Source organism: Nocardia sp. No.11, from assembly GCF_038752175.1.
Classification (GTDB): Bacteria; Actinomycetota; Actinomycetes; order Mycobacteriales; family Mycobacteriaceae; genus Nocardia; species Nocardia canadensis.
In genome coordinates, this window is record NZ_JBCGFB010000073.1 from 1 (window position 1) to 23421 (window position 23421).

Annotated in this window: 24 protein-coding genes, 1 tRNA gene and 2 pseudogenes; 10 read left to right on the plus strand and 17 right to left on the minus strand. The window is 70.3% G+C overall.

All coding sequences use genetic code 11. The features are described 5' to 3' along the window. On the minus strand, window positions 1-891 hold an 891-nt coding region (locus V8688_RS20680), incomplete at its 3' end, for an N-acetylmuramoyl-L-alanine amidase (protein WP_342801498.1). Between the two features lie 177 nt (window positions 892-1068). Continuing rightward, complete coding sequence (locus V8688_RS20685; RefSeq protein WP_218717022.1) at window positions 1069-1605, minus strand: sigma-70 family RNA polymerase sigma factor; 537 nt, start codon at window positions 1603-1605, stop codon at window positions 1069-1071. A gap of 214 nt (window positions 1606-1819) precedes the next feature. Between V8688_RS20685 and V8688_RS20690 the strand changes: the two genes are divergently transcribed. Then, window positions 1820-2146 carry a hypothetical protein gene (locus V8688_RS20690; protein ID WP_218717021.1) on the plus strand — a complete coding sequence of 109 codons (327 nt, stop codon included), beginning with the start codon at window positions 1820-1822 and terminating at the stop codon, window positions 2144-2146. 48 nt (window positions 2147-2194) lie between these two features. On the opposite strand, the pseudogene V8688_RS20695 reads toward V8688_RS20690, so the two are convergent. Beyond that, window positions 2195-2758 (minus strand): annotated as a pseudogene (locus V8688_RS20695) (GNAT family N-acetyltransferase). 154 nt (window positions 2759-2912) lie between these two features. Beyond that, window positions 2913-3743, minus strand: coding sequence for a helix-turn-helix transcriptional regulator (locus V8688_RS20700; protein WP_218717019.1), 831 nt, complete (start codon window positions 3741-3743; stop codon window positions 2913-2915). Between the two features lie 134 nt (window positions 3744-3877). Here V8688_RS20700 and V8688_RS20705 point away from each other — a divergent pair, with 134 nt between their 5' ends. Further along, entirely contained in the window at window positions 3878-4765 is an 888-nt protein-coding gene (locus V8688_RS20705) for an NmrA/HSCARG family protein (RefSeq protein ID WP_218717018.1), read from the plus strand. A gap of 114 nt (window positions 4766-4879) precedes the next feature. Here the strand turns inward: V8688_RS20705 and V8688_RS20710 are convergent, their stop codons facing one another. The 3 genes from V8688_RS20710 to V8688_RS20720 form a co-directional block, all read right to left on the minus strand. Beyond that, complete coding sequence (locus tag V8688_RS20710) at window positions 4880-6247, minus strand: hypothetical protein (protein WP_342801499.1); 1368 nt, start codon at window positions 6245-6247, stop codon at window positions 4880-4882. A 154-nt stretch (window positions 6248-6401) separates the two neighbouring features. Further along, entirely contained in the window at window positions 6402-7070 is a 669-nt protein-coding gene (locus tag V8688_RS20715) for a response regulator transcription factor (RefSeq protein WP_308248393.1), read from the minus strand. Next, entirely contained in the window at window positions 7067-8155 is a 1089-nt protein-coding gene (locus V8688_RS20720; RefSeq protein WP_342801500.1) for a histidine kinase, read from the minus strand. The genes V8688_RS20715 and V8688_RS20720 overlap by 4 nt, the downstream gene beginning before the upstream one ends. A gap of 250 nt (window positions 8156-8405) precedes the next feature. On the opposite strand from V8688_RS20720, the gene V8688_RS20725 reads away from it, so the two are divergent. Continuing rightward, window positions 8406-9380 carry a cation diffusion facilitator family transporter gene (locus V8688_RS20725; RefSeq protein ID WP_316575732.1) on the plus strand — a complete coding sequence of 325 codons (975 nt, stop codon included), beginning with the start codon at window positions 8406-8408 and terminating at the stop codon, window positions 9378-9380. Window positions 9381-9881: 501 nt separating this feature from the next. Here V8688_RS20725 and V8688_RS20730 read toward each other — a convergent pair. Next, entirely contained in the window at window positions 9882-11177 is a 1296-nt protein-coding gene (locus V8688_RS20730; protein WP_342801501.1) for a lipase family protein, read from the minus strand. After that, on the minus strand, window positions 11174-12334 hold the full coding sequence (locus V8688_RS20735; protein ID WP_342801502.1) for an alpha/beta fold hydrolase: 1161 nt from the start codon (window positions 12332-12334) through the stop codon (window positions 11174-11176). Before V8688_RS20735 ends, V8688_RS20730 begins: the two co-directional genes overlap by 4 nt. A gap of 191 nt (window positions 12335-12525) precedes the next feature. On the opposite strand from V8688_RS20735, the gene V8688_RS20740 reads away from it, so the two are divergent. Continuing rightward, window positions 12526-13773, plus strand: coding sequence for a helix-turn-helix domain-containing protein (locus V8688_RS20740; protein WP_218717012.1), 1248 nt, complete (start codon window positions 12526-12528; stop codon window positions 13771-13773). On the opposite strand, the gene V8688_RS20745 is transcribed toward V8688_RS20740, so the two are convergent. Further along, window positions 13770-14222 (minus strand): MarR family transcriptional regulator, encoded by a 453-nt coding sequence (locus tag V8688_RS20745; RefSeq protein ID WP_218717011.1) that lies wholly within the window; start codon window positions 14220-14222, stop codon window positions 13770-13772. The two genes, V8688_RS20740 and V8688_RS20745, sit on opposite strands and share 4 nt — an antisense overlap. A gap of 100 nt (window positions 14223-14322) precedes the next feature. Here V8688_RS20745 and V8688_RS20750 point away from each other — a divergent pair, with 100 nt between their 5' ends. Both V8688_RS20750 and V8688_RS20755 read left to right on the plus strand, forming a co-directional pair. Beyond that, window positions 14323-15075 carry a class III extradiol ring-cleavage dioxygenase gene (locus V8688_RS20750; protein ID WP_218717027.1) on the plus strand — a complete coding sequence of 251 codons (753 nt, stop codon included), beginning with the start codon at window positions 14323-14325 and terminating at the stop codon, window positions 15073-15075. A gap of 26 nt (window positions 15076-15101) precedes the next feature. Beyond that, the gene (locus tag V8688_RS20755) at window positions 15102-15599 is read left to right on the plus strand and encodes a DoxX family protein (protein ID WP_316575733.1); all 498 of its coding nucleotides are present in this window, start codon (window positions 15102-15104) and stop codon (window positions 15597-15599) included. A 103-nt stretch (window positions 15600-15702) separates the two neighbouring features. Here V8688_RS20755 and V8688_RS20760 read toward each other — a convergent pair. From V8688_RS20760 to V8688_RS20770, 3 genes and pseudogenes are all read right to left on the minus strand, one after another. Then, window positions 15703-16017 (minus strand): annotated as a pseudogene (locus tag V8688_RS20760) (transglycosylase family protein); the annotation flags it as partial. A gap of 364 nt (window positions 16018-16381) precedes the next feature. Further along, entirely contained in the window at window positions 16382-17086 is a 705-nt protein-coding gene (locus V8688_RS20765) for a flavodoxin family protein (RefSeq protein WP_218717008.1), read from the minus strand. Between the two features lie 257 nt (window positions 17087-17343). Next, window positions 17344-17982, minus strand: a complete 639-nt coding sequence (locus V8688_RS20770; RefSeq protein WP_316575734.1) for a sigma-70 family RNA polymerase sigma factor — start codon at window positions 17980-17982, stop codon at window positions 17344-17346. A 94-nt stretch (window positions 17983-18076) separates the two neighbouring features. Between V8688_RS20770 and V8688_RS20775 the strand changes: the two genes are divergently transcribed. Next, window positions 18077-18610: a DM13 domain-containing protein gene (locus V8688_RS20775; RefSeq protein ID WP_342801503.1), complete on the plus strand. Its 534-nt coding sequence runs from the start codon at window positions 18077-18079 to the stop codon at window positions 18608-18610. 5 nt (window positions 18611-18615) lie between these two features. Here the strand turns inward: V8688_RS20775 and V8688_RS20780 are convergent, their stop codons facing one another. Together V8688_RS20780 and V8688_RS20785 are read right to left on the minus strand one after the other, a co-directional pair. After that, complete coding sequence (locus tag V8688_RS20780; protein ID WP_218717005.1) at window positions 18616-18849, minus strand: zf-HC2 domain-containing protein; 234 nt, start codon at window positions 18847-18849, stop codon at window positions 18616-18618. Between the two features lie 106 nt (window positions 18850-18955). Beyond that, window positions 18956-19588, minus strand: coding sequence for a response regulator transcription factor (locus tag V8688_RS20785; protein ID WP_342801504.1), 633 nt, complete (start codon window positions 19586-19588; stop codon window positions 18956-18958). 82 nt (window positions 19589-19670) lie between these two features. Here V8688_RS20785 and V8688_RS20790 point away from each other — a divergent pair, with 82 nt between their 5' ends. Next, window positions 19671-20285 carry a hypothetical protein gene (locus tag V8688_RS20790; protein WP_342801505.1) on the plus strand — a complete coding sequence of 205 codons (615 nt, stop codon included), beginning with the start codon at window positions 19671-19673 and terminating at the stop codon, window positions 20283-20285. 5 nt (window positions 20286-20290) lie between these two features. Here the strand turns inward: V8688_RS20790 and V8688_RS20795 are convergent, their stop codons facing one another. Next, entirely contained in the window at window positions 20291-21460 is a 1170-nt protein-coding gene (locus V8688_RS20795; protein WP_342801506.1) for a histidine kinase, read from the minus strand. Between the two features lie 217 nt (window positions 21461-21677). Between V8688_RS20795 and V8688_RS20800 the strand changes: the two genes are divergently transcribed. After that, entirely contained in the window at window positions 21678-22238 is a 561-nt protein-coding gene (locus V8688_RS20800; protein WP_218717001.1) for a heme-binding protein, read from the plus strand. Window positions 22239-22261: 23 nt separating this feature from the next. On the opposite strand, the gene V8688_RS20805 is transcribed toward V8688_RS20800, so the two are convergent. Continuing rightward, window positions 22262-23215 carry an ATP-dependent DNA ligase gene (locus tag V8688_RS20805; RefSeq protein WP_342801507.1) on the minus strand — a complete coding sequence of 318 codons (954 nt, stop codon included), beginning with the start codon at window positions 23213-23215 and terminating at the stop codon, window positions 22262-22264. 111 nt (window positions 23216-23326) lie between these two features. On the opposite strand from V8688_RS20805, the gene V8688_RS20810 reads away from it, so the two are divergent. Beyond that, window positions 23327-23399 (plus strand) — tRNA-Glu (locus V8688_RS20810). The last annotated feature ends 22 nt before the right edge of the window (window positions 23400-23421 follow it).

Genomic DNA, 23421 nt, shown 5'->3' on the forward strand with positions numbered 1-23421 from the left:
CGGCGCGGCGGCCGGTGCCGGCGCCGGAGCGGGGGTCGCGGCGGGGACGCGGCCGTTCGCGGGTGTCGAATCCGGCGCGGAGGCGGGCACGGCGGCCGAGACGGGCTTGTTGAGCAGGAAGCCCACCACCCCGGTCGCGATCGCGACGGCGTGCTCGAGCTGTCCCTCGCGCGATTCGAGCAGTGCGGCGTCCTCGGGATTGGCGCCGTTGCCCATCTCGACGAAGACCAGCGGCACCTGGGTCAGCGCCGGGCCGGCCACATCGGCCCTGGTCTGCAACCCGTTGCTGACGCCCGCGTAGGTGGCGGACGGGAAGCCGGCGGCGAGATAGGCATCGCGCACCGCGGTCGACGCGGCGCGGCCCGCACCGGACTGCGCGCGGTCGGCGACCGCATCGGGGATCGGCAGCTGCGGCACGATCAGATGGAAGCCGCGCTGGTCGGCGGGGGCGCTGTCGGCGTGGATGCTCACCGCGATCGCGGCACCGGACTCATTGGCGGCGCGGGCGCGATCGTCGACGCAGCCGCCCCAGCCGGTGTCGTCGGCGCGACTGAGCACCACCTCGGCGCCGAGCGCCTGCAGCGACGCCTTCACCAGCTGGGTGACCTCCCAGTTGATGGTGTGCTCGGGGATGCCGTTGAGCGAGGTCATGCCGGTGGTCTGGCAGTCCTTGGTGCCGCCGCGCCCGTTGTCGACCTGGCGGCTCAGATCCTCCGCGTGCGCGGACCCCTGATGGCCGGGGTCGAGGAAGATCGTCTTGCCGGCGAGCTGGTCGCCGACGGCGGGTTCCGGCGCGGCGTGCGCCGTCGCGGGCACCAGTCCCGTCAGCGACAGGACGACCGCGGCGGAGACGGTGGAGCAGAGACCGGCCTTGATGATGTTTGGTTGCATGTTCGGTCGGCGCCCCGGAACGGAGCACCCCTCCCTTCCCATTGGTAACACCAAACCCAGTGGTTCACTCTTGCAACGCGAGCAACCGCAGAGCAAGCACCGTTACCGAAATGTGACGAGGGGAAAGCGCAGGTTAGCGCTGGTCAAATGCCCAGATTGCGGGCGATGTCGACCCAATCAGGCAACCTCGGGCAATTGCCGCAGCGAGCGCAGCGCGTAGTGCACGCGGGTCTTCACCGTCCCCACCGGCACCCCGAAATCCGCGGCCACCTCCCGGTAGCCGCGATCGTGCAGGATCACCTCGACGACCGCGGCCCGCTGCGGCTCGGGCAGTCGGGCCAGCAGCTGATCGACCAGCAACCCGTCGACCAGCCCGTCGGCGAAATCCGGCCTGCCGATGCAGGCGACCTCGGTGATGTCGTCCCAGCCGACATCACCGGGCCGGGCGGCGCGCGCCCGCACGATGTCGACGACGACGTTGCGCTCGATCGCCAGGAGCCAGGTCCGCACGCTGCCCTTGCGCGCGTCGAAGTCGCGACACGACCGCCAGCCACGCAGCAGGGTCTCCTGCACCGCGTGCTCGGCCAGGCCGGGATCTCCCAGACTGCGCATCGCCCGCCAGTGCAGCAGGCCACGGTCGGTGGCCAGCACCTCGGCCAGCCCGTCGGGGGTACACAGGCGCGCGCAGTGCGCACCGCAGGAGTTGTCCTTCATATGGGGGTATCGCCGCGCATCGCCCCGATGACAACGCCGGCGTTAAGCCACTCTTCAGAATCCTGCTGGCCCCGCACGCGACACTCGTTTCGCGAGCCCGGCCAGGGCCTGCTCCAGGAGGGGGGAGCAGGGCCGCCGGGCTCGCCCTTTTCCACCCATTCCCTGGCGCGAGCGGGGATCGGCGACGACAATCGCGGCGAGGGAGCGAGAAAACGTGGACATCCATGCATATCCGACCGACGCGCAGACGCCGGTCGACCGGGCCGAGGCCACCCGCATCGCGGCCGACCATCTACCACCCCCGATCCCGGCCACCGACCGGCACATCGTCGAATTCGCCGGCGGCTTCGTCGTCTACGAGGTCCGGCCGCTACACGCGCCCGTGGATCGGCCACTGCCGATCGGCGGTTCGGTGTACGTCATCGACAAGGCGACCGGCGCGGTGTCGTACTGGCCGACCTACCCGTGCTCGGCGGTCGCCGAGCGCTACGAAGCGGGACGGGTGATCGTCGAGGACGACTGGCCCGAGCAGGACGACTGATCGCGGAGTACAAACACCCGACGCCGGTCGGCAGGTCGCGCCGGCAGTTCAGGCCCGGAACGAGTGCAAGGCGGCCGTGCACAGGGTCTGCTCGGCACCGAACCATTCGAAAGTGCCGACCACTCGAAATCCCAGGCGAGCGGCGAGTCCGCGCGAGCGAACGTTGGCCGACCGGGTCGCGATGAGGACGGGCTGGTCCGGGAGTTCATCCGCGGCAGCGCGCAACACGGCGCGGGCGGCTTCGGACGCCAGGCCCGCGCCCCAGGCGCGACGCCGCAGCAGGTAGCCCAGTTCCAGTTCCCCACCGTCGTCGGTGACGTGGCCGGGCTCGTCGGCGGCGCGCCGTTTGAGTTCGAAGGTGCCGATCAGCTCATCGGTGACCTTGTCGGCGATGACGAAGTGGCCCGGAGTCGCGGTCGCGTTGGCCGCTCCGCCGATCGCGTTCTAGCGTCGTTCGACATCCTCCCGCCGCCGCGGCTCCCCGAGGAAGGTCCAGACATCCGGGTCGGTCTGCAGCTCTATGAGCCCTTCCCGATCGGTGTCACGCGCCTTGCGCAGCAGCACACGCTCCGCGACGATCTGGATCGCGGACAGCATCGGTGACTGTGTCATGTGGCCTTCCGTTGCGTGGACGTCGATCCACCCATCTTGCACCCCGCTCGGACAACCTCGACATACGTGAACTCCTTCACGGCAATGACGTTCACGTGATCCTGAGCCCACCGACCCACAGGCCCAGGGCACGGACAGCGCCGGCGGATTCGCGTCAACCGTTCAGGTAGGTGCGGATCAGTTCACGATCCTCGGCGGTGGCGGGCAACTGCGCGACGAGGAGCAGTTCCGGGTTCTCGACCAGCCGCAGCTGGAACAGCTCGAGGGCGATCGGCCCTATCTCGGGATGGTCGATGTCGAGGACGGCGGGCTGGAAGTCCTGTACCGGATACTCCGACCACCAGCTGCGGAATTCGGCACTGGCGGCGCTCAATTCGGTGACCACGCGGGTCAGGCGTTGGTCGCCGGGGCTGTTGCCGACCAGCACCCGGAACTGGCTCAGGATCGCCCGCGCGGCGGCTTCCCAGCCGCGCATCATGGCTCGGTTGCGCTCGTCGGTGTACATCCACCACAGCAGATTCCGGCGCTCGGGTGCCAGGGCGGACGGATCGGTGCGGATCCGGCGGAACGCGCTGTTCCACACGACGAAGTCCAGGCAGGCGTCGTGCACCACGGCCGGAGTCGGCCACATCTCGTCGACCAGACGCTGCAGACGCGAGAGCTGATCGGTGGCGCGGTAGGTCACCACCGGGTCGGCCAGACCCGCCAGCCTGCGTAACTGTCTGTGCTGCACGGGTTCCAGGCGCAGCGCTCGGGCCAGCGCGTCGACCACCTGCGGGCTCGCGGTGATCTTGCGGCCCTGCTCCAGCCACGTGTACCAGGTGAGACTCACCCCGGCCAGTTCGGCGACCTCTTCGCGGCGCAAGCCCGGGGTTCTGCGGCGGCCCGGGATCAGGTCCTCGGGCAGACCGACGTCGGCGGGCCGCAAGCGGGAGCGGTGGGTGGTGAGGAAGGCGGCCAGTTCGGTGCGGCGATTTTCGCTCATGACGCTCCCGGTGTCTCGGCGAACAGTGATGTTCTGGGTAGCAGTATCGGTGCCAGGACCGCGAGGCGTCGGCGGCTTAGCGTCGTAGTCGAGAGGTGATCGCGAAAGATCAGCCGGGACAAGGGAGTACGACGATGAGTGACGACAACGGGCCGGTACTGGTGATCGGTGCCACCGGGCAGCAGGGGCGGGCGACCGCGGCGGCGCTGCTCGAACGAGGACGGCGGGTCAGGGCGTTCGTGCGCGATCCGGAATCGGCGGGTGCGCTGGCGCTGCGCGCCGAGGGTGCCGAGCTGGTGGTGGGCGATCTCGACGATCCGGGCAGCGTGAAGGCCGCGCTGGACGGCAGCGACAGTGTGTTCCTGATGCTCACGATGATGGAGGGGGTCCACATCACCGCGGCCGGGATCGCCGCCGAGCAGCGGCGGGGTGAGCTGGTGATCGATCTGGCGCGCGACAGCGGGATCGACCATCTCGTGTACAGCTCGCTGCGGGGCGCCGGGGAGGACTCGGGGGTGGAGTACTACGCCGCGAAGACCCACCTCGAGGAGTACATCGCCGCGCAGGGCGTCCCGGCGACGATCCTGCGGCCGGTGTTCTTCATGGACAACTTCCGGTCCTTCAATCGTCCGGTGCTCGACGATTCCGGCACGCTGCTGGTGAATCTCGCGGTGCGCGAGGATATCCCGATCTCGCTGATCTCGGTTCGGGATATCGGCGCCTTCGCCGCGCTCGCCCTGACCCACCGCGAGGAGTACCTGGGCCGCACGCTGCCGATCGCCGGTGATCGGCTGACCCCGCCGCAGATCGCCGAGGTCTTCGGCGCGGTGGCCGGGTTGCCCGCGCGCAGCGTGCAGGTGCCGATCGAGGCGGTGCGGGCCTTCGACGAGCAGGTGGGCAAGATGTTCGCGTATTTCAACGAGCGGCCCGACGAACCGCTCGACCTGGCCGCGCTGCGCGTCGCCCACCCCGGTGTGCAGGACCTGCCGTCCTGGCTGGCGGCTACCGGCTGGCGGCCGTAGCCGGCCGGCGTAGGGCGACCAACACGCCGAGCGACATGATCGTGAGGGTCGGCACGCCGAACCAGTCGCCCCACCGGCCGTACGGCGTGGCGCCCTGGCTGGTGCCGAGATCGGCTAGGGCCATTCGGGTTTCAGTGATGTCGGTTTCGACCGCGACGGCGATCCGGCCGCGCGCGTCGACCCCGACCAGTTCGCCGAGTTGCGCGGGTCGGGCGATGGCGATGCCCGACTCGACGGCTCGCACGACGGCCATGCGGCTGTGCAGCCAATGGTCGACGGTGAAGTCCAGGGCGGGGGCGAGCAGCAGGGTCGCCCGTTCGCGCGGTTCTCGCGGACGAGGTCGGGGTGGTCGAGATCGGCGCAGATCGCGAGTGCCCATGGCCGACCGGGTACCGGCACCACGCTCCGGCCTGCCCGCAAGCCGGCTTCCAGGCCGGGCACCAGATACCGCTTCGCGTAAACGATGTCACCCGGATAGGCGATGGCGGCATTGACGTTGCCGTCAGGGTGCTCCAGTTCCGACCCGACCACCACGTGTATTCCGCGCCGCGTGGCGACTTCGTCGAGTGGTCCGCTCAGCAGGGCGATGTCGGATCGGGTGGCATGCCAGGCCTTCTCGGTGAACACGACGACCTGCGCGCCCTGATCGGCCGCGCGCCCGACCATCGTCACCGCCTCGGCGATCATCGCCGCGCCGGGTGCGGAATCGACGGGAACGTACATCGGCGGCTGCGCCAGCGCGACGACCGCGACCCGGACGACAGGCCCCTCGGCGGCCGAGTACCACGCACCGACCCCGCCGACCCCGAGAATCAGCACCACCGCGACACCGAAGGTCCGGCACCGCACCGTCTTTCGCACCGATGACACGGCCGGGGCGTCGCCTGCGAGAGCGCGGCTTCGGCGCATGTTTCGCCCCTGATGCGCGGTACCGGCAGCACCATCGATCGTCACCGTTTTCGGCGTCGCCACGGCATCGGCAGTCGGGTGCGGGCACGCGGTTCGCTCTCCCGGCACCGTCACGGCCGCGATGACGGCGGGCACGGCCAGCACCAGGAAGCTGATCCCCGCGACGCCGGTGACCGCCGCGATCCGCACGATCGGTCCCACCTCGGCCTGGGAGTAGCCGATGCTCCACCACGCGCCGACCCCGCCGACCAGGCGGTGCAGGTATTCCGCGCAGGTCCAGGCGGCGGGGAAGGCGAGCGCGGCGAGTCCGATCCGCCGACGCGCGAGCAGCGTGCGGAACAGCAGGACACACGCCCCGTAGGCGATGGCACTGCCGCCGAGCAGTATGGCGGCGGCGGTCAGCGGTTGTTCCAGCGTCCGGACGAAATACGGCCAGTAGCGGGTAGTTCCGCCGAGCCACGACAGCACGGCCGCCGCGCCCACAGCCCAGGCGGGATAACGCGGCGCCGTCCACAGCACCGGTAGTGGCGCGAGAAACGCGACCAGCGGGATCGGATGCAGGCCGGTTCCCACCGCCCACAACCCTGCCGACAGCGCCGTGGCAGCGCACCAGATACCTACGTGGACAGATCTTTTCGTCGAGAACGTCACCGCTCGATGGTGGGTGCCAACCGGCCCCGCGCACATCGCCCGGGCGAGCGGTCTCGCCTCCCTCGCGCGAGGGGGGTCAGCGTCCCGGCAGCCCGTTGTCGCCCGGCGCCACCATCCCGGATTCGTAGGCGAACACCACCGCCTGCGCCCGGTCGCGCAATCCGAGTTTCGCCAGGACCGAGCTGACATGGGTTTTCACGGTGTGCTCGGTGACGACCAGGCGCGCGGCCAGTTCCGCGTTGGATCGGCCCGCGGCGAGCTCGCGCAGGATGTCGCGTTCGCGGGCGGTGAGGGCCGCCAGGTGGGGTGTGGCATCCGGTCGACGGGTGCGCGCGATCTCGGCGATCAGGCGGCGGGTCACCGACGGGGCGAGCAAGGCCTCCCCCGCCGCGACGACGCGGACCGCGTTGACGAGTTCGGTGCGGCGAGCGTCCTTGAGGAGGAACCCGCTCGCACCCGCTCGCAGGGCCGCGTAGACGTAGTCATCCATGTCGAACATGGTCAATACCAGGACTTTCGCGTCGCCGGCCGCGCAGATCCGGGCGGTGGCGGCGACACCGTCGAGCCGGGGCATCCGCAGATCCATCACCACGACGTCGGGCCGCAGCCGTCGTGCCGCCGCAACGGCGTCGGTGCCGTCGGCGGCTTCACCCACGACCTCGATGTCGGGTTCGGCTGCCAGGATCAGCCGGAAGCCGGTGCGGAACAGTTCCTGATCGTCGACGACGAGGACCCGCATGCTCACTTCCCCTGTGTCAGTGGCAGTTCGGCGTCGACGGCGTAGCCGGTCGCGGTCGGCCCCGCACGGAGTACGCCGCCGCAGGCGTGCACGCGCTCGCGCATTCCGAGCAAGCCGAAGCCGGTGGCGTCCGATCGTGGCGCGGCGGTGCCGTCGTCGACGACGCTGACCCCGAGCCGGTCCGCCGACCAGCACAACGCGACGTCGACCCGGCTCGCCCGCGCGTGCTTGCCGGTGTTGGTGAGCGCCTCCTGCACGATCCGGTAGGCGGCGGCCTCGGTCTGCGGCGCGATCGGCGCGCGTGGTCCGTGTTCGGTGTAGTACGCGGCCAATCCCGCGCGCTCGGCCCGCGCGACGAGATCGGCGACGGCGGCCACGCCGAGTGGGTGTGGCAGGTCGTCGCTGTCACGCAGGGCGCCGATGCTGTGCCGGAGTTCGCGCAGGGCAGCGCGGCCGTCGTCGGCGATCGCGGCGAAGGCGGCGTCGGTGGCGGTCGGGTGCGCGAGCAGGGGGCCGGTCTCGGCGCGCAGGATCATGGCGCCGACGGTGTGGGCGAGGCCGTCGTGCATGTCCCGGGCGATACGCAGCCGTTCCCTGGCCACGGCGCTCGCCCGTTCCTCGTCGAGGCGGCGGGCCCGCTCGGCGAGAACGTCGATCTGGGCCTGGCGAGCCCGCGCCCCGGCGCCGAGCGCCCAGGCGGTCAGGAACGACATCGCGGCGTAACCGTAGGAGTCGGCGGATTCATGCGGTACCAGCAGCGAGACCAGGATTCCCGCCGCGACCAGCACGAACGCGATGCGCCGCCGGCTCGCCGGGCAGTAGGCGGCGATCGTGTAGACGCAGACGACGGTGCCGAACGGCAACACGGGCATGGCGTGCGCGCACGACAGCGCGGTGATCGCGGGTCCGACCACCGCCAAGGTGGCCAGTGGCGCCCGGCGCCGCCACAACACCGGAACCGAGGCCAACGCCGACAGGCCGACGATCCACCACGCCGCACCGGCGACGACGGCGGGCCCGACGGTCACGACCGTCACGATGACGGCGATCAGCACATCGATCGGTTCCGGCGGTTTCCGAAGCAGGTCCACGACGATCCAGTCTGACCGGTGACGCCGCGCCGCGCCTCCCTCGCGAGAGTGATTCCGGCGCCGCGCGGGTGGTTCCCCACGGCGGCGCTCACGGGCCTAGGCTGGATCCGGACCGGAGCAGCGGGCAGCCCACAGGCCGATGACCTGCGATGATGCCCGGCTCGGACCGCCCCGATCAAGAACGAATTGCATACATAGCGATGTGTGCATACGATAGCGACCGATCGAACCGCAGGGAGAGGTGAACACGATGGGCGCAGGACACGGACACGACCACGGGGTGTCGGCCGACAGCGACAAGCGCTGGCTGGCCGGGGCGCTGGCGGTGATCGTCACCTTCCTGATCGGTGAGGTGATCGTCGGCATCGTGGCCGATTCGCTGGCACTGCTCTCCGACGCGGCGCACATGACCACCGACGCCGCCTCGATCGTGCTGGCCCTGGTGGCGATCCGCCTCGCCAAGCGCCCGGCCACCGGCCGGATGACCTTCGGCTGGAAGCGGGTGGAGATCCTCTCGGCGCAGGCCAACGGCCTGACACTGCTGCTGCTGGCGCTGTGGCTGGGCTACGAGGCGATTCGCAGGCTGTTCGAGCCGCCGGAGGTGCACGGCACGCTGGTGCTGGTCACCGCGCTGGTCGGCATCGTGGTCAATGTGCTGGCGACCTGGATGATCAGCCGCGCCGACCGGACCAGCCTCAATGTCGAGGGCGCCTACCAGCACATCCTCAACGACCTGTTCGCCTTCATCGCGACCGCCGTGGCCGGCCTGGTCATCATCCTCACGGGCTGGGTGCAGGCCGACGTCGTCGCCACCCTGATCGTGGTCGTGCTGATGATCAAGGCGGGCATCGGGCTGATCCGGGCGTCGAGCCGGATCTTCCTCGAGGCCGCCCCCGACTACCTCGACCCCGAGCAGGTCGGTCGCGACATGGCCGCCCGCGACGGCGTGACCGAGGTGCACGACCTGCACATCTGGGAGATCACCTCCGGCTCCCCCGCCCTCTCGGCGCACGTGCTCGTGCAGCCGGGGCACGACTGCCACGCGGTTCGCGAGGACATCGCGCACATGCTCGACCACGAGCACCACATCGAGCACGTCACCTTGCAGGTCGACCACGCTCGGCCCGCGGTCATCGGGATCGGCGCCGCCGACGACGACAGCCACTGCGGCGAGGCGCACGGCCCCAAGCACGTCTCGACCGGGCGGGCGCCGCACACGCACTGACCCCACGAACGAGGGAAGGCCCCACACCGGCAACGGTGCGGGGCCTTCTCGTCGGTCACGCTGTCAGGGCGGACCTGGTCGTTTCATCGACCTGGGGCTGGGGTCAGCCGCCGAAGGAGCCGGTCCACAGGGTGTCGACCAGGCCGTGCAGGGCGGCGCCGAGGGTGTCGAAGAGGCCGTTCAGGGCGGCACTACCGGTGTCGATGATAACGGGGATCATAATAATTCCTCTGTTTCTCGCATAGGCCCAGCCGAAGCTGGCTTACAGATGGCCTATCGACACCAGAACGCCGCGAGTTACGACATTCGGAGAATTCGTGACCCTCGTAACAACAACCCATTGAAACCTATTACCACCTGCGGTTTTGCTCAAATACCTCACGTTTCTGAGGGGATTATGAGAATCGCATGAGATTCATGTTGCGCTCATCCGATAAGCCCGAATTTCCGATGCCCCGAGAAATAGGGGCACCGATCACGAATACATAGCGCGACATCTGGTCACACATATTCGTCGCCGCGGATGGGTCGGCCGCCGAACATCCCCGCGACCAGGCCGAGGAAGCCGAGGTGGGCGCGCAGCGCGGCGCCGTCGCGGGCGACGGAGGCGACGGTGGCCGTCCCCGACGTCACCGGACGGCCGGCGAACCGGTCGGCCAGCCAGGCCAGCACGACCGGAACCACCAGGAACTCCAGCGGCAGATGCGAGCCACGGCGCACGCGCAGGTATTCGACCGTCGCGCCCGCCCGCCGATAGCGCTCGACGTGCGCGTCGACGTCGGCCACGGCGATGACCTCGTCGCGCACGCCCTGCACCACCAGCAGCGGGGCGGCGGGCGCCCTGGTGCCGGGCTCGATGTCGGCCAGGATGCGGCGCAGGGCCGGTTCGGCCAGCAGCCCGGCGAGGCCGTCGCGCAGATGCCGGGTGACGTCGCGGCGGGCGAAGCGCCACAGCAGCGCGAAGGTGGTGCGCTCTTCGGCTTCGCCGAGCAGGCCGCGGTACCGGTCGTCGAGGTGGTCGTCGAGGACCGGGTCGAGATCGGGGTAGGCCCGGCGCAGACCCGCGACGAACGCGGCCGGGAATCCGGCGAACCAGCCGCCGTTGAGGCGGACGAACGCCGCCGCCGGATCTCCGACCGGCGACCCGGCCGCCGCGCCGACGATGTTCAGCTCCGGCGCGTAGTCGGCGGCCAGCTCCGCCGCCCACGCCGTCGCCAGGCCGCCGCCGGAATAGCCCCACAGGGCCACCGGCGTCGACGCGCTCAGACCCAGCGGCACGAAGCCGAGCGCGGCTCTGATCCCGTCCAGCGCCCGGTAGCCGGGCTCGCGGGCAGCGCCGAACCGGCCACCGAGGCCCTCGTGATCGGGCACCGACACCGCCCACCCCTGCTTCAGCGCCATCGCCACGATCGGCAGTTCGAGCGGTGCGATCGAGCCGGTGGTCCGCGCGCCGAGCCGCAGCGCGTAGGAGGGAAAGCACCGCGGTGCGACGGCGTCGATCGCGCACTGGAATGAGATCAGCGGTCGCGGGCGGGTGGGGTCGGCGCCCCACGGCAACAGCACCGTGGTCACCGACACCTCCGGCGCGCCGTCGAGATCGCAGGTCCGATACAGCAGTTGCCAGGCCACGATCCGCTGCCGCACCACCCCGAACAGGGCCAGCTCCACCGAACGCGAGCGCACCACCGTGCCCGGCGCGAGCAGCTCGGCTCCGGGCGGGGCGAGGTAGAACGGATCGTCGGGCGGAAGCAGTGGCGCGGTGCCCCACTGCGTCAGCGCGGGCAGGTCGAGCCTCATAGGCTGCCGCCGCCACCGAAGAACCAGGGGTTGAACGTACAAGTCAAGGCGGGGCTGCCTTCCGGATCGAGAGCCCGCAGCGCGATCGAGGCCGCGCGGGGCGAGTACATCATGGTCAGGTGGTCGGAGACGTCCTGCTCACACCCGTCCTGCAGGGCGATGTTGTCGACGGTCGCGTCGGGCCCGGCCCGCAGGAAGACCATGTCGAGGGGGTTCATGACCTCGTCGTAGCGGGAGCCGACCACGGTGTAGTCGATGCCGGGAACGGTGTCACCGGTGGCGTTGAGCGTGGTGTAGAACGGCGAGCCGACGGCCTGTTCGACATTGGCGACGCCGATGATCGGCCGGTAGAAGCCGAGGATGTCGATGCCGGCGTTGTTGATCATCCGGCCGAGCGTGGCGATGCCGAGCAGCGCGGTGCCGTGGTGGGTGGCGCCGAAGGTGACCAGCTTGTCGACCTTGCCCTGTCCACCGTCGAACTTGAGGTACTGGTTGGCGATCGTGCCGCCCTGCGAATGGCCGACGATGTCGACCTGGTCGGCGCCGGTGGCCGCCCGCACCCGTTCGATGAACGCCGCGACCTGGTCGGCGGAGTCGGCCATCGGCCCGACCCCGTAGCGGCCCGGCAGCACGGCGCCGAGCCCACCGCCCTCGAGCAGCGCCGACTTGCCGTAGTTCAGGGCGAAGACGCAATATCCGGCCTGCGCCAGGCGCGGCGAGAGGTAGGAGAAGGTGTCGTAGGCGTTGAGCCAGGTGCCGTGCAGGAGCACGACGGGGCGCGGATGCCGCGCGCTCGGCGTGCAGTCCCAGCGATTGGCGCCGGGCGGCGCGGCGTCGGGGTGCAGCAGGCCGTAGGCGAAGGCGGGCAGATAGGCCGACATCTCCGGCCCCTCGCCGACGGCGTCGGAGGCCCGGCTGCCCGAGGAACCCGAGCTGCTGCCGGAGGCGCTGCCGGTGTCGGCGATGGCGGTGGGGCGACGACCGTCGGGGGTCGTGGCCATGCCGGCGTCGAGGTATTCGGCCAGCGAGGCGATGGTCGGTTCCAGCACCGGGTCGGCGGTCGCCGTACCGGCGCCGAGGACCGAGGCCGCGGTGAGACCCGCGGCGATGCCGAGTCCGCACAGGGTGCGGCGCAGTGGCTGCGTCGTTGCAATCATGGTGGTCACTTCCTCGAACCGCGTCGGCCAGCGTTGGCTCGGACGCGCTCAGCGAATCTATGACCGGCGCCACATCGCTGTCACTGCACGGTGAACCGAGAAAACCCGACTCTTGTTGGCGCGAGAACCAAGATCTGTGCCTTCTCGACGGGAGGTGCCCACGACGCCCTGTTCTCGGACACAATCGAGTCATGCTCGCCGAACACCCCGTTTCCGCACCACCCGCTTTGACCGCACGACTATTGACACGCTGGCCGCAGATCGCCGAGCGCATGCTCGCCGCGGGGCTCGGCGCCACCGCGCCCGCCGAACTGCCGCCCGGCCACTTCACCGCGGAAGTCCTGCCGACCATCTACGCCTGCGGGCGCGCGGTGCTCGAGGCGATCGCGGCCGAGCGCGAGTTCACCCAGGCCGAGGTCGCCGCGTTCGTCGGGCCGGTCGCCGAGCGCCACGCCGAGGACCGCCTGCCGCTGCCGATGTTGATCGGCGCGATCCACGGCTCGGCGCAGGCCGTCCTCGCCGAGGCGTCCGCGCTGGCCGAGCCCACGGAGATGAACGACCTGATCCGGGTCGGCAGCGGGCTGCTCGAGCTACTGCGCCATATCAATGTCACCGTCGTCGAGACCTACACCGAAGTCGAGCAGTCGATCTATCACGCCGAGCGCGAGGCCCGCCGGGAACTGTGTTCGGCGCTGGTGCGCGGGCTACCCGCCGAGGAACTCGCCGCGCGCGCCGACACCGTGCTAGCCGAGCAGTACACGGTGCTGGCGATCCACCTGAGCGAACCCGCCCGCACCGGCAGCGCGGCCAACCTGGTGACCCGCCGCCGCATCCGGGTGCTCCAGCGCGCGCTCGACGAGCTCACCGGCACCACCACCCCGGCCACCTTCGACGGCGCCAACGGCATCGCGCTGCTGAGCAACAGCTCCGAGACCGACGTCCTGGACGCGCAGCGCTTCGACGAGCTCGCCGCCCGGCTGACCGAGCAGTACGGCGTGACGGTGTATCTGGCCGAGTTCTCCGGCGTCGCCCGCGATGCCATCCCGGCCGCGGCCAAGGACGCGACCGAGCTGACCGAGCTGGCGCGGCTGCGCGGCAGGCCCGGCGGCTGCTACCGCCTCGACGACCTCCTGCTCGAATATCAGCTCACCCGCCCCGGCCCGGCCCGGGAACGCCTGGCGCAGCGGGTGATTCCGCTGCTCGGCAGCCCGCACCTGATCGAGGCGCTGGAGGCGCACCTGCGCCACGGCGCCGACCGCAAGACGGCCTCGCGCAGAATCCACGTGCACCCCAACACCTTCACCTACCGGTTGCGCCGCATCGCCGAGCTCACCGGCCTCGATCCGGCCGACCCCACGGATTCGCGCATGCTGGCCGCCGCGCTCACCGTGCACCGGCTCGACACCCCGCAGCGCCGCGGCGAGGATCAGCAGGTCTAGCGGGTCAAGCCGTCGGCGACGGCGCCGAGCCCGGCGGAGATCGCGGCGCGCTGCGCGGGCTCGAGCACGTCGACGAACACCCGGCGCACGACCTCGACGTGTCCGGGGGCCACGGCGTCGAGCTTGGCCCGGCCCGCCGCGGTGAGCACGGCGTTGACGCCGCGGACATCGGTGTCGTCGTCGACGCGGCGCACCAACCCGGCTCGCTCGAGCTTGCCCACCTGGTAGGTGAGCCCGCTCTTGGAGGTGTAGATCGCGGCGGCGAGGTCGGTCATCCGCATCGCGCCGCCGGTCTCGGCGGCGAGCCGGACCAGCACCTCGTACTGGGTGTGCGTGAGCCCCTCCCCCTTGAGGTGCTGGTCCACCGCGCGGTCGACGAGCGCGCCCGCGGCCAGGAACCTGACCCACAGCCGCATCTCCTCGGCATCGAGCCACCTGGGTTCTTCCATGCCGCAAACCCTAATCACTTCGGCGGAATAGCTGCGCATCGCGTATTGTTCAAATTTGAACATCAGTAGTTCACCCGATCCGAAGGAGCCCACCGTGACCATGCCGGTGCTCTACCTCTCCCACGGCGCCCCGCCGCTGATCGATCACGCCACCTGGCCCGCCGAGCTCGCCGCCTGGTCGGCCGAGCTACCCCGGCCGCGGGCGATCCTGATCGTGTCCGCGCACTGGGAGTCGGCCCCGGTCACCCTGGGAGCGACCACCACCGTGCCGCTGGTCTACGACTTCAGCGGCTTCGCCCCGCGCTACTACGCCGAGCGCTACGCCGCACCGGGCGCGCCCGATGTCGCCGCCCGGGTGCGCGAGCTGCTCGGCGGCACCGTCGCCGACGCTCCCGACCGCGGCCTCGACCACGGCGCCTACGTCCCGCTGAGCCGGATGTACCCCGATGCCGACATCCCGGTGCTGCAACTGTCGATCCCTACACTGGATCCGCGGGACCTGATGAAGCTCGGCCGCGCGCTCGCGCCGCTGCGCGACGAAGGCGTGCTCATCATCGGCAGCGGGTTCTTCACCCACAACCTGCGCGCGCTCACCGCCGACGACCACCACGTCCACTCGTTCACCGCCGAGTTCGACGACTGGGGCCGCCGGGCCCTCGACGACCGCGATATCGACGCGCTGCTCGACTTCGAGCACACCGCCCCCGCACCGCGCCTGGCCCATCCGCGCACCGAGCACTTCGCTCCGCTGTTCCTCACCCTCGGCGCCGGCGCCGAGGACATCGACTCCCTGCGCACCGTCATCGACGGTTACTGGTTCGGGATGGCACGACGCTCGGTTCAGATCGGCTGACCGGGCGAAACGGAAAGGACATCGCCATGACGACGACATCGACCACCCCCACCGACGCCGGCCTGCTGGTGCTACGCCTCGGCGTCGGCGCGACCATGGCCGCGCACGGCACCCAGAAGCTGTTCGCCTGGTTCGACGGCGGCGGCCTGTCCGGAACCGAGAAGTTCTTCGCGGCGAGCGGCTATCCGATGGCGAAATCCTTCGCCGTGGTGGCCGGACTGAGCGAGACGCTCGGCGGCATCGGCCTGATCCTCGGCCTGTTCACCCCACTGGCCGCCGCGGCGATCCTGGGCACGATGCTCAATGCGATCGCGGTGAAGTGGGGCGGGTTCTTCGCGCCCAAGGGTGTCGAATACGAGACGATCCTGGCGGTCGCGGCGACCAGCCTCGCACTCAGTGGCGCAGGCGGTTTCGCGCTCGACCGGTTCGTCCCGGGGCTGCGCGACTACAAGCTCGTCTACGGCTTGGCCGCTATTGCCCTGGCCGTGATCGTGGCCGGTATCACGCTGCTGATCCGGAATTGAAATTCAACGAAAAAACCCGCTATTCGACGTGTGCATCGAATAGCGGGTTATTCGTTTCCCGACAAGGAAAGTCTTACTTCAGCGCGCTTTACAGGTAGGCGCTGCACACCGGCCAGGCGCCGGGACCCTGCGCGGCCAGCACGTTCTCGGCGACGCGGATCTGCTCCTCGCGGCTGGCGTTGTCGGCGGTGCCGGTGCCACCGTAGGCCTCCCAGGTGCTCTGCGAGAACTGCAGGCCGCCGTAGTAGCCGTTACCGGTGTTGATGTTCCAGTTGCCCGTGCTCTCGCACTGCGCCACGGCGTCCCAGTTGTTCGCCGAGGCGGTCGCGGTGGTCAGACCGGCCGGAACGGCGATCATGGCGCCGGCGACAGCGGCGAAACCGAGGGCACGAGTGGTGAACTTGCGATTGAAAGACATAAGGATTCCTGCCTGCGCCCACCGGCTCGGTGATGAAATCCACCGCGTCCCTGCCCCTCAGTAATGTCGGGGATCCTCGAAATCGCGGGGCAGGCTTTCCGGTGTTCTGCGATTCGATTCGGCTCGGGTTGTTGTTCAAGCCGTGACCGAATGTAGCCGGAATGCGAGCCGAGATCACGTCCGGATCACGGACGCGTCTGTACCGGCCATTGTCCAAAGGAACAGTGTTCCGCGCTGGTCCGCCGTGACAAATCCGTAATCACATTACTGTCGTTATAGCACCGTAATGTGATCGGGATCACCAGGTTATAGAGACCCGGGTCACGTTTCCTATCCGGCAATTCGGGCATCGTGCCCGCGCGGATCAGCGATATTCGGGGTTCTCGAAGCCGAACCGGCAGCCGGCATCCCATTCCGAGCGCTGGTTGCCATGCGCCGGGATGCCGCCGACATCGCGCAGGATCCGAGCCAGATGCAGGAGATTCCAGGTCATGAAGGTGGTGTTGCGGTTGGTGAAGTCGTTGTCCGGGCCGCCCGAACCGGGGTCCAGGTAGGACGGGCCCGGCCCCGCCTCGCCGATCCAGCCGGCGTCGGCCTGCGGCGGAATGGTGTAGCCCAGGTGCTGGAGGCTGTAGAGGATGTTCATCGCGCAGTGCTTGACGCCGTCCTCGTTCCCGGTGATCACACAGCCACCGACCTTGCCGTAGTAGGCGTACTGGCCCGCAGCGTTGAGCTGGGAGGAGTTGCCGTAGAGCCGCTCGATCACCCGCTTGGTGACCGAACTGTTGTCACCGAGCCAGATGGGCCCCGCGAGCACCAGGATGTCGGCGGCCATGACCTGCTCCTGCAGCGCGGGCCACGCGTCGGTGGCCCAGCCGTGCTCGGTCATGTCGGGCCAGACACCGGTGGCGATGTCGTGATCGACCGCGCGCAGCTGCGAGACGGCGACGCCGTTCTCCGCCATGATGTGCGCGCTGACGTCGATCAGCCCCTGCGTATTGCTCGGTTCGGGCGAGCGCTTGAGCGTGCAGTTGATGAACAGCGCCGACAGATCGTCATAGGTCGCCATGGTCGTTCGGCCTCCTCGGTGGATGACGCGGCAGTGAACCCGCCACGCGGTACCGTGCCCGCACCGCCGGTGACGTTACGGCCGCGAGATCACGTTCCAAGGCGCCGCGAGAGCACAGCACGATGTCACGAAGGACGGCCCGCCCCGGCCACCGCGCTCTCGGCCGCCCGGTGCGGCAGGTCCGGGTCGCGATCCAGCCGGAGCAGGACCAGCTGGCGCTGGACCGGCGCCGCCGACCTCGTCGCGAGGTTGTGGGGCTAGCGCTGGAAGTACTGCTCGAGCCGGGCGCGCACTGTCGCTCTGGCGCGGTGCAGGATCACCCGTTGATTGCCCGCGGAGATGTCGAGCAGCGCGCAGACCTCGTCGGCGGAGTAGCCGTCGACATCGCGCAGGGTGAGAACCGTGCGGTGGCGGGGCGGCAGGGTGGCCACGGCGGCGGCGAGCAGGCGGGCCACTTCGGCGCGCTCGGCGGCGTCCTCGGGTTCGGACCACGGGCGCGGCTGGGCGCCGACCGCCCAGTGGCCCGGATAGCGGTCACCGGGTGGGCGGAAACGGCCCGGATCGACGGCCGGGCCCTCGTCCTCGGGCAGCAGCGTGGCGAACGGGACCGTGCGATGCTCCTTGATCCCGCGCTTCTTGGCGGTGTTCACCAGGATCCGATACACCCACGTCTTGAGCGAGGAGCGGCCTTCGAAACGGTCGACGCCCTGCACCACGGCCAGCCACGCCTCCTGCACGACTTCCTCGGCGGAGGCGTCGGTGGAGACGAACGAGCGCGCCAAGCGCAGCATCGAGCCGGACCAGGCGTCCACGACCAAGGCGAACGTCGCGTCGACTCCCGACCGTAGCTCGGCGACGAGCACGTCGTCGGCGGGCAGGGCGCCGTCGTGTCCCACCGGGTCTCCTCGCTGTCACCACTCGCGTCGCTGGCAGCACAGTACCGCCGTCGCGCGGTGTAACGCGCGGGACGGGTCCGGGAACGGAGAACGCATGCGAGAGAAGGAGAAGACCATGCCGCACCGCCGTACCCGCCGTACCCGCCGTACCGTCCTCAGCGTGCTGGCGGTGGGGTTCGTCGCCGCGCTGGTCGTCGGCCTGTACCGGTTCCAGCCGTGGCGGTTGTTCACGACGACGACCGTCGACGAGGCCCCGGTCACGGCGACGGGCGGCGCGCCGCTGTCGGTGATCGCCGCCGGCGAGTTCCTCTCCCACGAGCACGAGACGACCGGTTCGGCACAGCTACAGCGCTCCCCCGACGGCACACTGGTCCTGCGGATCACCGATCTGCGCACCTCCGACGGCCCCGCGCTGCACGTGTGGCTCACCGATCAGCCGGTGATCGGCGACGACTGGCACAACTTCGACGACGGCACGCACCTCGACCTGGGCGCGCTCAAGGGCAACGAGGGCAGTCAGAACTACACCCTGCCCGCCGACACCGATCTGTCGGCGATCCGGTCGGTGAGCATCTGGTGCGCCCGCTTCCACGTGTCGTTCGGGGCGGCCACGCTGACGCCGGCCTGAGCGGGTCAGGCGGGGCGATGCCAGTCGCGAAAGGCCGCGAGCAAGGTGCTGCGCGCGTCGCCGGAGAGCTGCTCGGGCGTGAGTTCGCCGAGGTCACGGGTGGTGCGGCGGATCTGGTCGAGGTAGACCTCGCAGCCGTCGCACTCGGCGAGATGGGCGAGGAAACGCAGCTCGGTCTCGCTGTCGAGAGCGCCGTCGAGGAACCCGGTGACCAGCTCGACGAATTCGTCGCAGTCCATGCGTCCTGGCTCCTCTCGCTCGCTCGGCACAGCATAGTCATCGCCGCACCGGTTCAGAGCCCGGCGCGGGCCCGGCGTTACAGCGGGGGTGGCCGCCGTCACCGGCTCAGGCGAGCAGCCGCTTCTCCGTCGCCACCGCGACGGCCGCCGCCCTGGTGTCGACGCCGAGCTTGTCGTAGATGCGACCCAGGTGCGTCTTCACCGTCGCCTCGCTGATGTGCAGCGCGCGGGCGATCTCGCGATTGCCGAGGCCCCGCGCGAGCTGGCCGAGGATGTCGCGCTCGCGGGCGGTGAGGGTCGGGCCGGGATTGCGCATCTTGGCCATCACCTTCGCCGCGACCGGCGCGGACAGCGCGGTCTGTCCGCTCGCGGCGGCATGGACGGCGGCGAACAGTTCCTCGGGCCGTTCGGCCTTGAGCAGGTAGCCGGTGGCACCCGCCTCGATCGCGCGGGTGATGTCGGCGTCGGTGTCGTAGGTGGTGAGGACCAGGACGTGCGGGGTCGGGGCGGGCTGCGCGGTGATCCGGCGGGTCGCTTCGACGCCGTCCATGTCGCTGCCGAGTTGCAGGTCCATCAGCACCACGTCGGGGTGCAGGCTCGCCGCCAGCGCGACCGCGGCCGGGCCGTCGGCGGCCTCGCCGATCACCTCGATATCGGGCGCGCTCGACAGCAGTGCGTGCAGTCCGGCGCGGACGACCGCGTGATCGTCGCAGATCAACAGGCGCACGGCGGGATTCACAAGTGCCGATGCTAGCGCGCGGCCCCGGCCGGAACAGCGCTCCTCGTTGCGCACACTGTTCGTCAGACGTACAGTGTTCGACATGACGAACAACGTGCGTACGGCGCGGAGTGGGGACACCACCCCCGGCCCGATCGCGGCGTTCGCACGCTTCGTGGCGTGCGGCGGCGGGCTGGGACTGGTCTCGAGCGCGGCGGTCGGGCAGCTGGCCTGCGTGCTGCCGTGGGCCGTCGCGAACGCGGTGGTCACGATCGTCTCGACGCTGCTCGGCACGGTGCTGCACGCGCTGATCACCTTCGGCGGGCGCGCGCTGCCGGGGTGGCGGGAGCACTGGCAATCGGCGGGCTCGGCCGCGGCGGCCTACGCGGTGACGAGCGCGGCGATGTTCGCACTGTTCGCCGTCCAGCCGTCGCCAGGCGTATCGACCGTGCAGGTCGTCTATCTGTCGGCGTCGGGGCTGGCCGGGATCGGACGGTTCCTGGTGCTGCGGATGGTCGTCTTCGCGGGCCCGGAGCCGGCCGCGCCGTCCATCGCCGCACGTGGGCCGGTCACGAATACCGGCGCACCGGTCGAGGTCGTCGGCGCCGGGCGGCCCGCGGCCGGGACCCAGGCCCCGGTCCGGATGCGACCGAGCACCACCCGACTGGTCCTACCGGCGCCCCGGTCGCACCGGCACTGGATGCCCGCGGCGGCGTAGCGAATTCAGCCCACGGCCAGCGGAATCGCAACCGAGAGCACCGTGCCGTCCCCCGGCGCCGACTCGATCGCGCAGGTCCCGCCCAGCTGACGCACCCGCGCCCGGATCGCGGGCAGGCCGTGCCCGCGATGCTCGTCCGGATCGGCCAGGTCGGTGGGATCGAAGCCGCGCCCGTCGTCGGCCACGTCGAGGACGATCTGGTCGTCGAGGCTGGTCAATGTGATGGTCGCGGTCGTGGCCGCCGCGTGCTCGCGCACATTGGCCAGCGCCCCCTGCGCGACCCGCAGCAGCGTCGCCTCCACCCGCTGGGGCAGCGGGCCCGGCGTCCCCTCCAGATGACACCGCACCGTGAGCGTGTCGGTGGACTCCCGCGCGGCGAGCGCGGTGAGCGCGGCGGCGAGCGACCCACCGGCGGCCAGGTCGGCGGGCGCGAGGTCGTGGACGAAGCGACGGGCCTCGGCGAGGTCGCGTTCGGCGATCTCGGCAGCCGAGCGCAGATGGTCGCGCGCCAGCCCGGGATCGCTGTCCCACACCAGATCCGCCGCCTGCAGCAGCATCCGCTGGCTCGACAACCCCTGCGCGAGAGTGTCGTGGATCTCCATGGCGAGCCGTTCGCGTTCGGCGAGGGTGCCCTCGCGGCGTTCGATCTCGGCCAGCTCCCGCCGGGTGCGGACGAGGTCGTCGATGAGCGCCGCCTGCTGCTCGGTCTGGCGGCGCATACCGACGAACAGCACGGTGGTCACCGCCGCGACCGCGGGCGGCGCGAGCACCAGGTTCGGGTCAAGCCAGCCCGCGATCCGCACCTGACTGAACACCACCAGCGCGGTCAAGGCGCAGACGAGCGTCACCGCGACCCGTACCGACAGGATCCGTAAACCGGTGTACACCAACGGAACCGCGCACCAGGCGAAGCTCGGCGCCAGCACCACCAGCACCGCCCAGGTCGCGACCAGCAGCGCGAACCACATCACCCGATACGAATGCCGCAGCTCGCTCATCGCGTAGAGGACCGCGAGCAGCAGGGCGAGGGCGACGACCAGCGGGGTCGATCGCGTGTCGGAATGCCGGATCAACCAGCGCATGAGCGAGGCCGCCAGCAGCACGTAGAACGCGCTGTACACGATCACCGTGAGCAGTCGCGTATCGTCGTTCCGGTCGCCGAGTGTGCTCCGCATCGGTACCTCCCGTCCACATCAGCTGGGCAAACTCCCCCATTCTCTCCCGCCTGCCGCCGTGCCCGGGTCATCCGATCGGTTGACCCGGGTGTCGCCCGATCCGGCCGCGCAAGTGCAGCCACATCGCCGATCCGCGCGGGCCGCCGAGCGAACAGGATGGATAGCACCAGGCCACGGCACCACCGCCGGACGGCCGAGAATCCGATCAGGAGCAGCCATGAGCACCCAGTTCAGCACCCGCAACCGTCTCATCGTCGCCGGCGCCTCGGCGGCCGTCGTCGCCGCGGGCGTGGTGGGCGCGGTGACGGTGCAGGCCCAGAACCCCGACCCGGCGACCCGCACCCCCGTCGTCGCCGATGCCGCCGACACCAACCTGACCCAGAGCACCCACCTCTCGATCGCCGCCGCCACCAAGGCCGCGCAGACCGCGCTCGACGCCGCGGCCAAGGAGAACCAGCGGGTCAGCGTGGCGGTCGTCGACCGCAACGGCAATGTCATCGTCACCCTGCGCGGCGACGGCGCGGGCCCGCAGTCCTACGACGCCGCCCAGCAGAAGGCTTTCACCGCCGTCTCCTGGAACGCCCCCACCACCGAGCTGAGCAAGCGCCTCGAGTCCGCCCCGCACCTGGCCGACATCGACGGCACCCTGTTCCTCGGCGGCGGCGCCCCGGTCAAGGCCAACGGCGCCCCGATCGCGGGCATCGGCGTGGCCGGCGCCCCCAGCGGCGACCTGGACGAGAAGTTCGCCCAGGCCGGCGTCGCCGCGATCGGCGAGTAGTCCCGAACACCGGCCGCGCTGTCTCAGCTCTCCCTGCGCGCCCTGGCCCGGCGTTTGCCCTCGTGCATGGCCCGCACCCTGGCGATCGGGATGGTGTGCCCCTCGGCGATCAGGTCGGCCGGAAGTTCCTGCGGTGCGGGCATTTCCGTAGTCCACGGGTCGGTGTCGCCGAGGAGGTTCGGCGCGCTGCGCAGGGTGAAGTCGGCCGGGACCACGTCGTCGATATCGCTCCAGCGCAAGGGGAACGAGACCGGGACGCCGGGGCGGATGCGCGGACTGTAGGCGGCGATGACGGTGGCGCCGCCCGCCCGCGTCGAATCGAGGAAGACCTTGCCGTGGCGGTCTTCCCTGATGAACGCGGTGGTGCCGACGGTGGGGTCGATCCGTTCGGCGCGGGCGGCGATCGCGCGGGTCGCGGCGGCCGCGTCCTCGATCGCGATGCCCGGCACGACCGGAACGAACACGTGCAATCCCTTGGCCCCACTGGTTTTCACCGCGCCGTCGAGTCCGTCCGCGGTGAGCGCGGCCCGGATCAGCCGGGCGCCCGCCGCGGCATCACGAAAGGTCTGTCCCGGCGACGGATCGAGATCGAGCACCAGATGCGTGGGTCCGGCGCTGTGGTCGACCGGCAGCAGGGTCGGGTGATACTCCACCGCCCGCTGATTGCCGAACCACAGCAGCGTCCGCTCGTCGTTGCCGAGCGCGTAGGTGACTTCCCGATGCGAACTCTCCGCCCACACCGTCACCCGCGGCACCCACTCCGGCGTGTACTTCGGCAGGTTCTTCTGCATGAACGGTTCCTGCCCGGGCCGCACCCGCACCACCGACAGCGGGCGGTCGCGCAGCACGCGCACCAACCGCTCCCCGGCGAACTCCAGGTAGTCCACCAGGTCCCGCTTGGTCGCCTCGGCACCGTCGAACAGTGGTTGGTCGAGATTGGACATCTCGACCCCGCCCCGCACTTCCTTGCTGGCCATCGCCCCACCCTCCCCCGTCCGTCCCCCGAGGTCAACCAGCCGTTTTGGTCGATTGCCCGGTCGTCGGCTATCGTATGTTCCGCGCGGTTCACGCAGCTGAATCGTGGTTCTGGCCCCGTCGTCTAGCGGCCTAGGACGCCGCCCTCTCACGGCGGTAGCGCGGGTTCAAATCCCGTCGGGGCTACAACGAACTCCCCGGTCATCGC

Bases quoted from the DNA above. Each gene is read 5' to 3' on its own strand.
- V8688_RS20685 (WP_218717022.1), bottom strand. From the start codon at position 1,605: ATGAAGGACAACTCCTGCGGTGCGCACTGCGCGCGCCTGTGTACCCCC.
- V8688_RS20700 (WP_218717019.1), bottom strand. From the start codon at position 3,743: ATGAGCGAAAATCGCCGCACCGAACTGGCCGCCTTCCTCACCACCCAC.
- V8688_RS20705 (WP_218717018.1), top strand. From the start codon at position 3,878: ATGAGTGACGACAACGGGCCGGTACTGGTGATCGGTGCCACCGGGCAG.
- V8688_RS20725 (WP_316575732.1), top strand. From the start codon at position 8,406: ATGGGCGCAGGACACGGACACGACCACGGGGTGTCGGCCGACAGCGAC.
- V8688_RS20730 (WP_342801501.1), bottom strand. From the start codon at position 11,177: ATGAGGCTCGACCTGCCCGCGCTGACGCAGTGGGGCACCGCGCCACTG.
- V8688_RS20735 (WP_342801502.1), bottom strand. From the start codon at position 12,334: ATGATTGCAACGACGCAGCCACTGCGCCGCACCCTGTGCGGACTCGGC.
- V8688_RS20740 (WP_218717012.1), top strand. From the start codon at position 12,526: ATGCTCGCCGAACACCCCGTTTCCGCACCACCCGCTTTGACCGCACGA.
- V8688_RS20745 (WP_218717011.1), bottom strand. From the start codon at position 14,222: ATGGAAGAACCCAGGTGGCTCGATGCCGAGGAGATGCGGCTGTGGGTC.
- V8688_RS20750 (WP_218717027.1), top strand. From the start codon at position 14,323: ATGCCGGTGCTCTACCTCTCCCACGGCGCCCCGCCGCTGATCGATCAC.
- V8688_RS20755 (WP_316575733.1), top strand. From the start codon at position 15,102: ATGACGACGACATCGACCACCCCCACCGACGCCGGCCTGCTGGTGCTA.
- V8688_RS20765 (WP_218717008.1), bottom strand. From the start codon at position 17,086: ATGGCGACCTATGACGATCTGTCGGCGCTGTTCATCAACTGCACGCTC.
- V8688_RS20775 (WP_342801503.1), top strand. From the start codon at position 18,077: ATGCGAGAGAAGGAGAAGACCATGCCGCACCGCCGTACCCGCCGTACC.
- V8688_RS20780 (WP_218717005.1), bottom strand. From the start codon at position 18,849: ATGGACTGCGACGAATTCGTCGAGCTGGTCACCGGGTTCCTCGACGGC.
- V8688_RS20790 (WP_342801505.1), top strand. From the start codon at position 19,671: ATGACGAACAACGTGCGTACGGCGCGGAGTGGGGACACCACCCCCGGC.
- V8688_RS20795 (WP_342801506.1), bottom strand. From the start codon at position 21,460: ATGCGGAGCACACTCGGCGACCGGAACGACGATACGCGACTGCTCACG.
- V8688_RS20800 (WP_218717001.1), top strand. From the start codon at position 21,678: ATGAGCACCCAGTTCAGCACCCGCAACCGTCTCATCGTCGCCGGCGCC.
- V8688_RS20805 (WP_342801507.1), bottom strand. From the start codon at position 23,215: ATGGCCAGCAAGGAAGTGCGGGGCGGGGTCGAGATGTCCAATCTCGAC.